The sequence below is a fragment of the Shewanella sp. GXUN23E genome (assembly GCF_050865035.1).
Classification (GTDB): domain Bacteria; phylum Pseudomonadota; class Gammaproteobacteria; order Enterobacterales; family Shewanellaceae; genus Shewanella.
Window position 1 is genome coordinate 36,730 of the sequence record NZ_JBOZWP010000023.1, and the last position, 15,718, is coordinate 52,447.

Genomic DNA, 15,718 nt, shown 5'->3' on the forward strand with positions numbered 1-15,718 from the left:
GAAGCATGCGCAGACAGTTGGTTGGCATTCTGGGAGGGATCAGTCTGTGTCTGATCGGTATGACCGATCCACAGGCAAATACATTGAGCCCATCGCAGCAAACCTATCTGGACGCCAAACAGGCTCTGGATGAGGGTGATCGCAACAAATATCAGGCGCTGCGTGCCATCCTGGGAGACTATCCTCTCAATGTTTATCTGGATTACCACGATAAACAGGATGATATCTATCGTCAGAGTGGCCCGCAGGCGGCAGTGTCGCTGGCGGCGTTTGCCCAGACCCCACTGTATAACCCGTTGAAGCACAGATACCTGCAGCAGGCTGGCAGCCAGGCACGCTGGAAAGACTTTCTCGCCATCAGCCCCCAACTTCCCCGGGACACCGAGCTGCAGTGTTACTTCTACCGCGCCAAACAACAGACCGGCGACAGCAAGCTTGCGTGGAAAGGTGCAAGACAACTCTGGCTCTATGGATATTCCCGGCCCAAAGCCTGCGATCCTCTGTTCAACGACTGGACCAAAGCCGGTCAGCGGACTCAGGGACTGATTTGGCAGCGCATGTTGCTGGCATTTGATGCCGGTCAGTATTCACTGCTGCATTGGCTGTCGCGTAAGGTCACCGGCCAAAAAGCCCAGGCCGAGGCGCTGCTGGAGCTCTATCGCGATCCGCGTAAACTGCGTCATCTCTCTGATTACACGGCAAAAGGTACTGCCTGGAGCGACACTGTCGTCGCAGGATTGAGCAAACTGTCACGCAAGGACCTGCCACAGGCGATCACCCTGTATGACAAATACCGCAAAGCCGGGCGTTTCAGTGACTATCAAATCAAAAAGCTCAGACGCACCCTGGTGCGCCGGGCGCTGCTCAATCAGGAAGAATCGCTGGCGGACTATGTTGACGCTCAACTGGCGGCCATCGGCTCGGACGATCTGGTGGAAATGCGCCTGCGCTGGGCCATCCGCAATGGAGATCAGGACAAAGTCAGGCAACTGCTGCCTCTGCTGAGTGACACAGGTAAGGCCAGCGCCCGCTGGCAATACTGGCAAGCAATCACTCAGGCTGACGAAGCCAGACGCAACATTGCACTGTCCGAACTGGCCAAAGAGCGTAATTTCTACGGTTTTCTTGCCGCCAACACAGTGGGTCAGCCCATCGCCCTGAACAGTAAAGGACCGGAAGCGGCAGCGGATGTGCAAGCCGAATTAAGCAAGGACCCGGCATGGCTGCGGATCGTTGAGCTGCAGGCGCTGAACAAGCCGTTTGATGTTCGCACTGAATGGCAACAGCTGCTGATGCGCTCAGAGCCTGAGGCCAGGGAGCAGTTAACCCTGATGGCCGGTGATCGCCAATGGCACGCCATGGGTGTGGAGGGCACTATTCAGGGCAAGCTGTGGGATCATGTCAGCCAGCGTTTCCCTTTCGCCCACGACCGTCAGTTTGAATCTGCCGCCAAAGAATTTCAGGTCAATGCTGATGAGATCAGAGCCATCGCCCGGCGTGAAAGCGCCTTTTTCAGCCATGCCCGCTCCGGGGTTGGTGCCCGTGGACTGATGCAGTTGATGCCTGCGACCGCCAAACAAACCTCAAACAAACATAATCTGAATTACCGCAAAGAGAGCGACCTGTTCGATGTGCCGCTGAATGTCACCCTCGGCAGCGCCTATTACAGCGGCCTGCTGGCACGTTTTGACAATAACCGAATCCTTGCCACTGCAGCTTATAACGCCGGTCCTCACCGGGTAAACGCCTGGCTTGAACGCAGCAATAATCAGTTGGATGCCATCAGTTTTATCGAGTCCATCCCATTCAGGGAAACCCGGGAGTATGTGCAGGCAGTGTTCAGCTATCGCCTCATATACGAGCAGCTGGCCAACAAGCCTGTCACGCCGCTGCTGTCAGACATCGAGCAGTCCCGTCGCTACTGAGCCACCACAACCAACGCCTCCACAACCAAATCGTTGATCAGTCACCTCAGACGCGGGTCCCGGACATGGGACCCGCATGGCAGGCCCGTTGACAATTCGACCTGATGGTAATCGACATCCCGACAGTGACGTACTGATATCCGGCTTGCAGAAATCAGCCAGACCTTCGCCCTGTGACCGCAACTTTTTTGAAAAACACCTCATCATGGTTCAAAATTTAATCTCAACATCAGTAAGTTAAATTGCCCAAACAGGCAATATCCGGCAGCACAGAAGAAAGCGCATACTGAGCCGGTCTGCTGTTTATGTTGTCAGTTACCGTTTCGATACAGATGGCAGAGAGTATTGGCCGGCGACGATATCAGGGAACTCAATCAGGCAAATGGCCGACTTCCGGGAGGGAAGATGTCAGAGCAAATCAAGCGACTCGTTGGCCAGCTGGAGCAGGTGTTGCTGGGCAAACCCGAGCATATCAAACTGGCGGTAACCTGCATTCTTGCCCGCGGTCATTTGTTGATTGAAGATCTGCCCGGCATGGGAAAAACCAGTCTGTCCCAGGCGATGGCCCAGAGTCTGGGATTCAGTTATCAGCGTATTCAGTTCACCAGCGATCTGCTGCCTGCCGATATTCTCGGAGTGACCATCTTTGACAAACATCAGGGGCAGTTTGCATTTCATCCCGGGCCCATCTTCCGCCAGATGGTGCTGGCCGATGAGATTAACCGCGCCAGCCCCAAGACCCAGTCCGCCCTGCTCGAAGCCATGGCCGAGCATCAGATCACCGTCGATGGCAGCACCTACCCGTTACCTACCCCATTTTTTGTTATCGCCACCCAAAACCCCATAGAGCAGTCGGGCACCTTTCCCCTGCCTGAATCTCAGCTGGATCGGTTTTTGATGCGCATTTCCATCGGCTATCCCTCTATGGATGCAGAAATGGCGATGCTCAAGGGCGAAGGACTGACAGGTTATCGCGATACTCTGCCCCAGTGTTTGTCACCGGCAGAGCTGCTGAAACTGCAGGAACAGGTCGATAAAATATCCGTCTCGGATGCGCTGCTGAAATACCTGCTGTCTCTGGTAGAAACCTCCAGACAACAAAATGAAGGTTATGGGCTGTCCCCCCGGGCCAGTAAAGCGCTGCTGCAGGCAGCAAAAGCCTGGGCACTGATCCAGGGACGCAGCTATCTTATCCCGGAAGATGTTCAGGCCGTGTTTACGCCGGTAGCCCAGCACCGGATGCGATCCAGCAGCCAGGCCCAGGGTGAGGCCATCTGCAGTCGCATTCTTACTGAAGTCAACCCGATCCAATGAACAGTATCAGCCGCAGGCAAAGCAAAGGGCTGTGGCAGCGCTGGCTTGACTATAAGCTGCCGGCGGCCAGACAGCATACCCTGTCCCATAACGGCATTTTTATTTTGCCCACCGCCTTTGGCATCTTCTGGCTGCTGTTGGTGGTGCTGCTGTTTTTATTCGGCACCAACTATCAGAACAACCTGGTGATCGCCCTGTCACTGATCATGGGCAGTATTTTCAATACCTGTCTTATCTTCGGCTACCGCAATCTGGCGGGACTGACGCTGAAATCCGGCTTGCCTGCCCAGGTTTATGCCGGCGAGACCCTGGCTATGCCTATCCAGCTCGATGCCCGCCACGCCGGCTGGCAAATTGAACTGGCTTATCCCGGTAACCAGACCACTGAAATTCCCAGAATTACCGGTCATCCTTTGCAGGTACTGGTGGCTATCCGCCAGACCCTGCGGGGTCGGTTAACACCGGGACGGCTGAAAGTCTCCTCCTGCTACCCCATGGGATTGTGCCGGGCCTGGTCGCATCTGGATATGGCGGTGGAGCCACTGGTATTTGCCGCCCCAATCAAACCGGAACATGCAAAACGCTACACAGGACAGGCGGGACAAAGGGATCTGCAAAGTGGTACCCGGGTTGCCGGTGTCGATGAATTCAGTGGCCTGAGAGACTATATCCCCGGCGAATCCCCCAAACAGATTGCCTGGAAACAGGTCGCGCAGGGCCGGGGAATGCTGATAAAACAATTTGAACAGCCCCATGGCAATGCTATCTGGCTCACCTTGCCGGATGAGCAGGCGCTGGAGCAGCACCTCAGTGCGCTGGGATATCTGGTGGACAATCTCAGTCGGGACAAGCAAATATTTGGTCTGTCGCTGATCAGCATCACTCTGGGACCGGGAACCGGTGAAGCACACCGCTTGGCCTGTCAGGAAGCGATTGCGCTGTATCGGGGAGGACAGTCATGAACCCATTTTCCCGACGCCCGCCTCCTCTCCCCATGGCCCAGGAGCTGATCCCCCGCATCACCTCTTTCTGGCTGCTGGTCATCAATCTGGCGGTGCTGACTCCGCTATACGATGAACTGACCCCCTGGACCCTGGCCATCTGCGCCATTTGTTTTGTCTGGCGCATCGGTATCTTTCTGGGCAAGGTTGCCCGTCCGCCCAGATTGCTGGTCAGTGTGCTGGCCATGGCATCAGCGGCAACACTGCTGCTGATCACCGGCCAGCTGGGCACGCTGAGTACGCTTATCAATTTGCTGATCCTCGGCTATGCGCTCAAATTCATCGAGATGCGCCAGCGGCGTGATGTCAAAGCCATTATTCTGGTGGGCTACTTTCTGATCGCCCTGACCTTTGTCAACAATCAATCCATCCTCAGTACCTTGCATCTGTTGCTGGTCACTGTGGTCAATACTGCCGGGCTTATCAGCCTGTATCAGGGTAAAACCCGGCCGTTGGATCCGCTGACCGGCGCCCTGACCATCACGCTGCTGAGTCTGCCGCTGGCAGCGCTGTTGTTTCTGGTGCTGCCGAGATTCTCGCCATTGTGGATGGTACCGGATACCAATAAAGCCACCACGGGTCTGTCAGATACCGTTCGTCCGGGTGATATCCGCAACCTCACCCGCAGCGCACAACTGGCTTTTCGGGCGACTTTCTATGGCGATGTGCCCCCCAATGAACAACTCTATTGGCGGGCGCTGGTACTGGACAGTTACGATGGCAAAGCATGGAATCAGAACCCAACGATAAAAGCGCTGCAGGCCAACACACCGGCCATCGCCAACCAGCGGCGCGCCCCCAAGGGATACGGCCTCTCCTATCAGGTGATCGCCGAGCCAAGCGGCACTCACTGGCTGTTTTCTCTGGATCTGGGCTACAGCGACAGTCGGGGCGTGGTCAACCTGGCCGATGCCAGATTGTTCGCCAAACGCCGCGTGGAGCAGCAATTTGGTTATGAAGTCACCAGCTATTTCGACGCGATCCGCGACCAGCGGCTCAGCGTGGCAGAGCGTCAGCAGAATCTGTATTTACCGCCTGACAGCAACCCCCGCACCCGGGAATGGGGACAGCAACTGGCCCGGCAATATCCCCACCCCGCGATAAGGGTTCAGCAGATGATGAACCACTTCGCAGCCCAGCCCTATTTTTATACGCTGTCACCGCCGGCAACCGGGGTTAATCAGGTTGATGACTTCCTGTTCGATAATCGCGCCGGCTTTTGTGTCCACTATGCCAGCGCACTGGTGGTACTGGCCCGTGCCAGTGGCCTGCCGGCCCGGATGGTCACCGGCTATCAGGGCGGCGAATACAATGCCACCGCAGGCTATGTCAGCGTGTATCAGTACATGGCACATGCCTGGACTGAGATCTGGTTGCCTGAACGTGGCTGGGTCAGCTTTGATCCCACCGCCATGGTCGCGCCGGAGCGGGTGCTGGATGGATTCGATGCGCTGTTTTCGCCCGAAGAAAGCTATCTGCTGGACAACCCACTCTCCAGTCTGAGACTAAAAAACTGGCCCTGGCTGGATCAGTGGCGCCTGTACCTGAGCAGTCTGGACTATTACTGGAGCGTCTGGGTACTGGGCTTTAATGGCGAGAAGCAAACCCGCATGCTCAAAGCACTGCTGGGCAGCGCCTCGACGGAGCGTATCGGACTGTTGATGCTTGGCGGTATTCTGGCCGTGCTGGTTTTGCTTGGCTGGTATACAGGTTTATTGCGACTCCCCCGGCGACGGGACAAGCTGCTGCGCCGCTATCACAGATTATTGCAGGCACTCAGACGCCTGGGGGTTGAACTGACCGATGGTGACGGCCCAAGAACCGTGGCGGCCAAAGTCAGCCGCTTCAACCCTCACTGGCAGGACGCCATTACCCGCATCACCGATGCGATGGAACACCTCATGTTTGATCCTACCCAGGCCCCCCAGCAAAAATCGGAGCTCAAGAGCCAGTGCCTGAATCAGATAGAGCGTCTGCTACTGCTGCTCGCCCTGCACCGTTCAACGCCGACCCTGATGCGGGAATTGCCGGGAAAAGCAGCGAGATAGTCAGGCAACAGGGCAATCCATCCCGGCTTTATTGAACACGACAAATCAAACACATAGAATGGCATTCTGGTTCATCATTCACGCCATTCATGCTGCATCATATCCAGTCCAACCAAATGGAGCGCCTGTCACAGAAGCTGGCGCAATTGCTGACATTACCCAGTGATGCCCCACTGCTGACCCAGGATCAGATCCTGGTGCAAAGCCCGGGTATGTCGACCTGGCTGAGACTGGAGATCGCCCGTCATAACGGCATCGCCGCCGCCCAGGAATTTCCGCTGCCCTCCAGTTTTATCTGGCAACTGTGCTATTTGCTGCTGAAAGGCGTCCCCAAAGAGAACCCCTTTACCAAGGCGGCCATGACCTGGAAACTGATGGCTATTTTGCCGGGGCTTATCGAGCGCGAGCATTTCGCCCCGCTGCGTCACTACCTTGGCAGTCCACAGCGTGATGACCGGGAGTTGAAGCTGTACCAGCTGGCCGGGCGGATCGCCGATATTTTTGACCAATACCTGGTGTATCGCCCCGACTGGATCCTGGGCTGGGAGCAGGATCAGCAGCCGCTGGAGCTTGAGCCGTCACAGCGCTGGCAAAGCGAGCTGTGGTGTGAGCTGGTTGACTATAACCGGACACTCGGCCAGAGCCATTATCACCGAGCCAATCTGCATCAGGCACTGATAGAAGCGCTGAACAATCCACAGCAGGATATCTCTGCCCTGCCGCCGCGGCTGTTTGTGTTTGGCATCAGCTCCATGGCGCCCCAGACGCTGGATGTGCTCTATGCGCTGGCCGGTCGCATGGATGTGTTTATGCTCAGTCTCAGCCCCTGTCGGCACTACTGGGGTGATATTGTTGACCCCAAAGCCCGCGCACGTATGGCGCTTAACTACAGCGAAAAGAAACAACTTCCCGAATACTGGGAACAAACGCTGGATGTCGGTAATCCGCTGCTGGCCAACAACGGTAAAATGGGCCGGGAAATGCTGGATTTGGTGCTCGAGCTGGCACCGGATCATCTGCAGTTGCATGAGTTTTATGCCGAGCCCCGCCACGACACTCTGCTGCACTCAGTGCAGGGCGATATTCTGGAGATGGAAACCCTGGGTGAGTCGCTGGGCACCTCAGTTGACAGCTATCTGAATCTGGCGCGCCGCAAAAAACTGGCCGCAGATGATGACTCCATCACTCTGCGCAGTTGCCACAGCCCACTGCGGGAGGTGGAAACCCTGCATGATCACCTGCTGCACCTGTTTAAACGTGACCCACAGCTGAGCCCCAGAGACATAGTGGTGATGCTGCCGGACGTGGCGGCCTATGCACCTTACATTGATGCCGTGTTTTCCGCCCGCACCGGTAAACATGCCATTGCGTACGCTATTGCCGATCGCGGCGCGGCGCAGGAATCGCCACTTATCAGCAGCTTTTTGAATCTGCTGACACTGGACCGCAGCCGCTTTGGCCTCAGTGAGGTGTTGTCCATCCTCGAAGTGCCCGCGGTAATGGCCAGATTTGATATTCAGGACGACGAGCTGGAGCAGCTAAAACTCTGGCTGCAGCACGCCGGTGTGCGCTGGGGACGGGATCGACAAGCCAGTCAGCAACAGGGGCTGCCGGCCTTTGACAAGCACTCCTGGGCCTTTGGGATCCGCCGGATGATCCTCGGTTATGCCCTCGGGGATGATGCCAGTCTGTATCAGGGCGATCTGCCTCTGGCCGGGATTGAAGGCCAGTCGGCGCAGGCGCTGGGTAAGCTGCTGAACTTTGTTGAAGCACTGGATGCCACCCGCGAGCAGCTTTGTCAGCAGGGCGACCTGCGGCTGCGGGTAAGCCAATTGAGCGAACTTCTGGATACCTTCTACCTGGCGCTGCCTCAGGATGACGGTGTACGGGACGATTTGAACGAAATCCGCAAAGCCATCGACAAATTCAGCGGTGAAACCCTGCAGTCAGGCTTTACCGGCGCGCTGTCGCTGAAAGTACTCAGCCAGTGGTTCACGGCCAGCCTCAGTGAAAGCCGGGTGGGCCAGCGTTATCTGGCAGGCAGCGTGAACTTCTGCACCCTGATGCCCATGCGCTCCATCCCCTTCAAAATTGTCTGCCTGCTGGGGATGAACGATGGCGTGTACCCCAGGGTGCAATATCCTGTGGGATTTGATTTGATGGCCCATCATGGGGCAAGACGCGGCGATCGTTCACGGCGTCTGGATGACAGATACCTGTTTCTGGAAGCGCTGCTGTCCGCGCGCCAGCAGCTCTATATCAGCTATATAGGTCACAGCGAGCGTGACAACGCCGAGCGCATTCCCTCGATGCTGGTGTCGGAATTACTGGAATACTGTCAGCTGTGTTTTTGCCCGATGGACGTTGACCTCAATGCCCTGGCTGATGCCGATGCGCAAGCCCTGGCACGGGCAGGCGAGCAGGCCGCCTGCGCGCTGCTTGATAAACTGCTAATCCACCAGCCGCTGCAACCCTTTGACCCACGCCTGTACAGCGATAATCAGGACGCGCTGGCGCGCAGCTTCGCGCCGCAGTGGTGTCCGGCTGCCGTCGATACCAGCGATGCCGCAGAAAGCCCCTTTGTCAGTGCGCCACTGCAAAGCAGCGAGGGACAGTTGCTGGGCAGTCAGGCAACTGACGAGCTGGAACTGTCATCCCTTATCCGCTTTTATCGCAGTCCGGCGCAGTATTTCTGCCAGCGGTCACTGAAAGTTGATCTGTCGCTGGAGCTTGAGTCCACTGAAGATGATGAACCCTTTGCCCTGGATTCACTTGACCGCTATCAGCTGCAGCTGATGATGATAGAAGATGCACTCGCCCGGGAAGATGGTGAAGTCAGCACTGCATTGCTGGACAGAGTCAGGGCCGATGGCCGGTTGCCTATGGCGCCCTTTGATAACCTGCTGCTGACTCAGTACCGCCGGGATATCGCCCCAGTGGTGGAGCGTACCCGCTATATGCGCGGTTATGAACCCCGCAGCGCAATTCCAAAGCCCACGCCAGTGGATATCAATATACCGCTGCACCATGCTGGCAGCTCATTCAATCTGGTAGGCCGAATCGACGAGCTGTATCCCAAGGGACTTGTCAATATCCGCCCGGGAACCACCAAGCCCAAGGACTTGCTGCGTCTGTACCTGTGCCACCTTTGTCTGTGTGCCATGGGCATGAATAAACCCGCTTACCTGTTGGATATGGGCCACTTCCACGCCCTCACGCCCATTGCACAGGAGGAGGCAAAAGCCAGGTTGCAGCACCTTTGCCAGCTGTATTTCACCGGGTTGGCACAGCCATTGCCGTTTATGGCCAAAACCTCGCTGGCCTGGCTGGATGCCAAATATGATGCCGACAACGAAGATAAATCCCCCGCAGAGCTGATCGAATCGCTGGAGTCAGTGTGGATTGACGATGCCGGTTACGGCGATGGTGCCGATCCTTTCAACGCCCGGGTGTTCCGCTTCCCCGATGATTTCCTCGGCGACGAAGCACTCAGCTTTGGTCCATTGGCAGAGAGCATTTTAACCCCCATGAAGAGTCTGTATCACACCGACAATCTCAACAAACTGGCTGATTACGTCGAAGGAGGCCAGTCATGAGCAGCGCTGCCAATCCGCCCATCAATACCCCTGAGGCAATGCCTGCGGGCAACACCAATACGGCCAGGCCACTGGATCCGCTAACGCTGCCACTTGAGGGCCGACGGCTGATCGAGGCCAGTGCCGGTACCGGCAAAACCTACACTATCTCGGGTCTGTACCTGCGATTGCTGCTGGGGCAGCCGGACCGGGCAGCGCTGACCTGTGAACAAATCCTGGTGGTGACCTTCACCAATGCCGCCACCGAGGAGCTGCGCGACCGTATCCGGCGGCGCATCCGGTTGTGTTTCCAGTGTTTTGTCGGACTGCCGGTGGAAGATGAGTTTATCAGGCAGCTCTATCATGACTGTCCTGAGCAGGAGCGGCCACTGGCACTTAAACGGCTGGATCTGGCGCTCAAATCCCTGGATGAGGCCGCTATTTTCACCATTCACGGCTTTTGTCAGCGAATTTTGTCTGACATGGCGTTTGAGTCGGCGTTGCTGTTTGAGTCAGAATTTACCCTGGATGACAGCCAGTATCTTGCCCAGAGTGTGCGCGATTACTGGCGTGCCAGCTGCTATCCCTTGAGTGAAACGCTGGCGGGCGCCATCGCCGCCAACTTTGCCACCCCGGATGATCTGGGCCGACAACTGCGGCCGCTGCTTGGTGCCAGTCAGGCACAGGCCAGCCGTATCCCTGCATCGTTTGAGACCTTAAAACAGCAGCTAAGTACCAGTATCAGCCGCCTGAAGCTGGCCTGGCCCAGTGGCCGGGATGAGCTGGAAGCCCTGCTGCACACTCTGCCGCTCAATGGCACCAGTTATGGCAAGCAGACTGACGGTTATCCGAAGCTCACCGCCATGCTTGAACGCATGGATAACTGGGCCAGATTCCAGACCGGTTTGCCGGATACCAAATTGCTGGCAGGACTGTCACTGTCGTCACTGAAACTCAAAAAAGGCGGCGAGCTGCCCACTGCGCAGCAGGCACCGCTGCTGGCGCAGATTGAAACGCTCAACCAAACGCTGACAGATCTGCTGCCGGCCTTCCTGTATGAAGCCCGTATCCGTATTGACAAGAGATTCAATGAACTGAAAGCCGAGCGTAATCTGCTCAGCCCGGACGATCTGCTGCTGACTCTGGCCCGCGCCGTGGGTTTGGCACGAAGCGATACTCAGGAGTCAGAGCAGCCACAGGCTCAGGCTCAGGCTCAGGCTCAGGCTCAGGCACTGACCAGCGCGCTGGGTGAGCGGCTCAGAGCCAGCATAGCCAGACGCTTCCCGGTAGCGCTTATCGATGAGTTTCAGGATACCGACCCACTGCAATATGGTATTTTTTCCAGTATCTATCCGGCAGCAGCCCAGGCGCTGATGCCAGCTGATGCGGTGCATGACTCGGCAACACAAGGCCAGGCCAACCACACCCTGCTGATGATCGGCGATCCCAAACAGGCCATTTATGCCTTTCGTGGTGCCGATATTTTCACTTACATCAGCGCCCGTCAGGGCACACCCCATCACTACAATCTGGGCACCAACTTCCGCTCGGCAAGCCAGATGGTGGCTGCCGTCAATGCGCTGTTTATGCACAGCCAGGATCCGTTTATCAGTCAGGAGATCCCGTTCGAGCCGGTCGCCGCAGCGGATAAAGGTGCCAAAACGCTGACAGAGCCAAATTCTGATAACCGGGCACTGAATATCCGGCTGCTGGCCGAAGATGACCTCAAAGGGCTGAACAAAACCCGCGCCCGTAAACTGCTGGCCGCCGATGCCGCCGAAGAAATCGCCCGCCTGCTCAACGCCGCCGAAGACGGCTGCTGCCTGCTTGCCGATAAAGCGCGGGCACTGAAAGCCAGGGATATTGCCGTGCTGGTGCGCGATCGCAACGAAGCGGGCGTGATGCAGCAGGCGCTTAAAACCCGGGGCATAGGCGCGGTATTTCTCAGCCGTGACAGCGTTCTGGGGACAGAGCAGGCCAAAGAGATGCTGCTTATCCTGCGGGCACTGGCCAATCCCAGGGATGAGCGCGCCATTCGCTCGGCGCTGGCCTGTCGGCTGCTGGGCTTCGATGCTCAGGCGATTCATCAATTCAATCAATCGGAAGATCTGCGCAGCGACATTCTCGATGCCTTTATGCAGCTGCATGAACACTGGAGCCGCCGCGGCGTGATGCCGGCTCTGCTGATGCTGGCCGAACGCTATCAACTGCTGCATCGATTGGCGGGCACAGTGGATGCCGACCGCAAGCTGACCGATTTTCGTCATCTGGCCGAGCTGTTGCAGCAAAAGTCCACTGAGCTCGATGGCATCAGCGCGCTGGTGAACTGGTATGAGCAGGAGCTGAGCCAAAGCAGCGGCGCCGAAGAGCAGCAGCTGCGTCTGGACAGCGAGCAAAATCTGGTGCAAATCGTCACCATCCACAAAAGCAAGGGCCTTGAGTACCCGGTGTGCTTTATTCCTTTTGTCAGCCTGGCGCGGGATGGCAGCCGCCGGCCATCGCCTATGCTGTATCACGCTCACAACCGCCTGCTGTGGGATCTTGATGCCAGCGACGAAGCCTGGGAAGCCGCCAAACGCGAGAATCTTGCCGAAGATCTGCGTCTGCTTTATGTGGCACTGACCCGGCCCGTGTATCGCTGCTACCTGTCAATTACCAACCATTGCCGGATGAACAAAAGCGGTATCAACAGTTATCTGCATGAAACGGCCATCGGCTATCTGCTGGGGATCAATGACAAGAGCTGCTACTTCGCCGATCTGCAGCACGCCGCAGGCATGCTGTGCCAGCCGCATCCGGCGGCGATGGCATTGCAGCAGATAAGCGACTCGCCGGCCGTGACGCTCCTTCGCGCCGCCCGGGATCAGCACATCGCTGACTACGCAGCGCTTGAACCCGCGCCGCGCAGTACCACGCCCTGGCGGGTAGGCAGTTATTCGGGTCTGGTGAAACACCTGCCCCATGAGCAAACCTCGCCCGGTGCCGGAGATGAGCAGCTCACCGAAGAGGTTTCTGTGCCGCTGGAGCAGGAACCTGTGGCAAACCGCTTCAGTTTCGATCGTGGTGCCAATGCCGGCTCCTTCATGCACCTGGTGCTGGAAGAAATTGACTTTACCCAAGCCGCTGCCGATTTGCCGCAAGTGCTGCCGTCAGCCATGGCGCAATACGGCATTGCCGAACACTGGCAGGATATTCTCAATGACTGGTATCTGGATTTATTGAATGCCCCCCTGAGCGGAGGGCCAATCCCGTCTCAGACCAGTGCTGCTCCTACGCCACTGATGCTGGCCGCCCTTAAGCCATCGCAAAAACTGGTAGAGATGGAGTTCTATCTGCCTCTGGGAGACTGCCACACGGGTACCGCTGCCCCTGTGGATCCCGCCACCAACGCTATTGAACAAAGTGATTTGGCGCAAAACAATATGGCTCAGAACAACATAGCACTGAGCGACATAGCCCTGAGCAAACTGCTGCAGCGATACGGCTATGGCGGCGAGCTGAAATTCGACGCCTTTGCCGGGATGCTCAAAGGCTTTATCGACTTAACCTTTGAATATCATGGACAATATTTTATTGCCGACTATAAATCCAACCATCTTGGGGATGACTTCGATGCCTATTCCCAGGTCAATATGAGCCGCGCCATCGCCGCTCACCGGTATGATTTGCAGTACATTCTTTACACGCTGGCACTGCACCGGCTACTTAAGACCCGCCTGCCGGACTATGACTATGACCGCCATATCGGCGGCTGTTTCTATCTGTTTTTACGGGGAATGTCCGCTGACCATCCGGGCAGTGGCGTATTCTTCGATAAACCCGAGCAGGCCCTTATTCAGGAGCTCGATGCCCTGCTTCGCGGCCAATCTGCCAATCAATCCATGCGCCATGAACAACGGGAGCTGAGTTTATGATCCACACCACCATGCCCCTGGAGTCACTGCTCAAACAGCTGGAGCAGGAACGTCTGCTGACGCCGCTGGATAGACATTTTGCCCTGCAGATGGCCGCAATGCACCCAGGCCAGGGTGAATTGTTTGCGGTGATCTGTGCACTGCTGAGCCGCCAGTTATCGGCGCAGCACGCCTGTCTGCCCATCGACGCCATCGTACCGGACAATCCGTTTGGGCAGCGCAACCCGGACATCCGTATCCAGGCAGACATCAGCACCCTGATCACGGCCATTGCCGGTTTCAGTGCTGTAGGTCAAAGCGGTGATAACACGCCTCTGGTGCTCGATGGCAACCGCCTGTACCTCAAGCGCTACTTTGACTTTGAACAGCGGGTCGCCAACCGACTGCTGCAGGCCGCCGCCAACCGCTATACCGTCAGGGCGCAGACCGCTCAGGCACTGCAGGTCCTGTTTGCCGATAACAGCCAGCAGGGTATCGATTGGCAGAAAGTGGCCACTGCCACCGCCGTGTGCAATCAGTTCGCGGTGATTACCGGTGGCCCCGGCACAGGCAAAACCACCACAGTCACCAAGCTATTGATGTTATTGTGCCTGAGCGGCGATATGACCATACGTCTGGTCGCCCCAACAGGCAAAGCCGCAGCACGGCTGAGCGAATCCATCAAGGCGTCCAAACAGCGGCTGCGAAGCGAACTCTCGCCTTACGCCGGGCAGCTGGATTTAACCGCCATCGACGCCATCCCCGAAGAAGCCGCAACCCTGCATCGCCTGCTAGGGGTGATCCCCGGCTCCCATCAGTTCCGGCATCACAGTGGCAATCCGCTGCATCTGGATCTGCTGATCGTCGATGAAGCCTCTATGGTGGACTTGCCCATGATGGACCGGCTGCTCGATGCCCTGCCCGCCCACGCCCGCCTGATCCTGCTGGGGGATCAGGATCAGCTGGCCTCGGTGGAAGCCGGAGCCGTGCTGGCGGATATCTGCGCCGGTCTGAAAACCGCCGATGACTGGCAGATGCGCTACGAAGAAACCTTCGCCGCGGCCTTGGGGCGCCTCACCCGTGCGGATCTGACCGCCTGTGTCAGCGCCAGCCCCGGCATAGGCAACAACCTGTGCATGCTGCGCCACAGCCACAGATTTAAAGGCGATGCCGGCATTGGTGTGCTCGCCAAAGCGGTCAATCAATGTGACAAAGCCGCCATCCGCGCCGCCTGGCAAGGTGAATTTGCAGAGCTTGAATGGATAGACCATGGCGCGCAGCGTCAGGGGCTGGAATCGTTGCTCAGACAGGCCTGTGAGGCATTCCGCGATTATCTTGAGGTGATACACAGACCGGACTTCACTCCCGAGGCGATTATTGAGCGGTATAACCAGTACCGCATCCTGTGTGCCACCCGCGCCGGCGAGTTTGGCGTGGAAGGTATCAATGCCCATGTGACAGCGGCGCTCAAACAAGCCGGTCTGATAAACCCTACCAGCGAGTTTTATCCCGGCAGGCCGGTGATCATTCAGAATAATGATTACAACCTTGGCCTGTTCAATGGCGACATCGGCATCATATTGCCCTGCCACGAGAGCCGCCGCCTGATGGCACACTTTATTCAGGCCGACGGGACAGTGCTCAAAGTGTTGCCGGCTCGCCTGCCGGGCCACGAAACCTGCTTTGCCATGACAGTGCATAAGTCCCAGGGCAGCGAATTTGCCTCGGTCGCCCTGGTGCTGCCCCCCACGCCGAGTCCGGCTCAGTGGCAGCTGCTGACCAAAGAGCTGGTGTATACCGCCATTACCCGGGCCAAGTGCCATTTTACCTGTCTGGGTAGCCACCGGGTATTTGAGGGGGCCAGCATGCAGCGCACCTTAAGGGCTTCCGGGCTGGCAGCCCGGCTGTGGGGCGACTCAGACAATCAATAACAGTGACCGACTGCACAGAATTACAGCAGGC

7 protein-coding genes are annotated in these 15,718 nt (G+C 57.3%); all 7 read left to right on the forward strand.

The features are described from left to right. Positions 1–5: 5 nt before the first annotated feature. The 7 genes from ACRRUX_RS17085 to recD all read left to right on the forward strand — a co-directional run bounded on the left by ACRRUX_RS17085 (position 6) and on the right by recD (position 15,687). Positions 6–1,925, forward strand: coding sequence for a transglycosylase SLT domain-containing protein (locus ACRRUX_RS17085; protein WP_432532543.1), 1,920 nt, complete (start codon positions 6–8; stop codon positions 1,923–1,925). A 405-nt stretch (positions 1,926–2,330) separates the two neighbouring features. Next, positions 2,331–3,239, forward strand: a complete 909-nt coding sequence (locus ACRRUX_RS17090) for an AAA family ATPase (RefSeq protein WP_432532545.1) — start codon at positions 2,331–2,333, stop codon at positions 3,237–3,239. Further along, on the forward strand, positions 3,236–4,201 hold the full coding sequence (locus ACRRUX_RS17095; RefSeq protein WP_432532547.1) for a DUF58 domain-containing protein: 966 nt from the start codon (positions 3,236–3,238) through the stop codon (positions 4,199–4,201). The genes ACRRUX_RS17090 and ACRRUX_RS17095 overlap by 4 nt, the downstream gene beginning before the upstream one ends. Next, positions 4,198–6,288 carry a transglutaminase TgpA family protein gene (locus ACRRUX_RS17100; protein ID WP_432532549.1) on the forward strand — a complete coding sequence of 697 codons (2,091 nt, stop codon included), beginning with the start codon at positions 4,198–4,200 and terminating at the stop codon, positions 6,286–6,288. Before ACRRUX_RS17095 ends, ACRRUX_RS17100 begins: the two co-directional genes overlap by 4 nt. Positions 6,289–6,377: 89 nt before the next feature. Next, positions 6,378–9,884 (forward strand): exodeoxyribonuclease V subunit gamma, encoded by a 3,507-nt coding sequence (recC, locus tag ACRRUX_RS17105; RefSeq protein ID WP_432532551.1) that lies wholly within the window; start codon positions 6,378–6,380, stop codon positions 9,882–9,884. A gap of 38 nt (positions 9,885–9,922) precedes the next feature. Next, positions 9,923–13,777 carry a UvrD-helicase domain-containing protein gene (locus ACRRUX_RS17110; RefSeq protein WP_432532603.1) on the forward strand — a complete coding sequence of 1,285 codons (3,855 nt, stop codon included), beginning with the start codon at positions 9,923–9,925 and terminating at the stop codon, positions 13,775–13,777. After that, a complete protein-coding gene (gene recD / locus ACRRUX_RS17115; RefSeq protein WP_432532553.1) occupies positions 13,774–15,687 on the forward strand; it encodes an exodeoxyribonuclease V subunit alpha in 1,914 nt (637 codons plus the stop codon). The genes ACRRUX_RS17110 and recD overlap by 4 nt, the downstream gene beginning before the upstream one ends. Positions 15,688–15,718 lie beyond the last annotated feature (31 nt).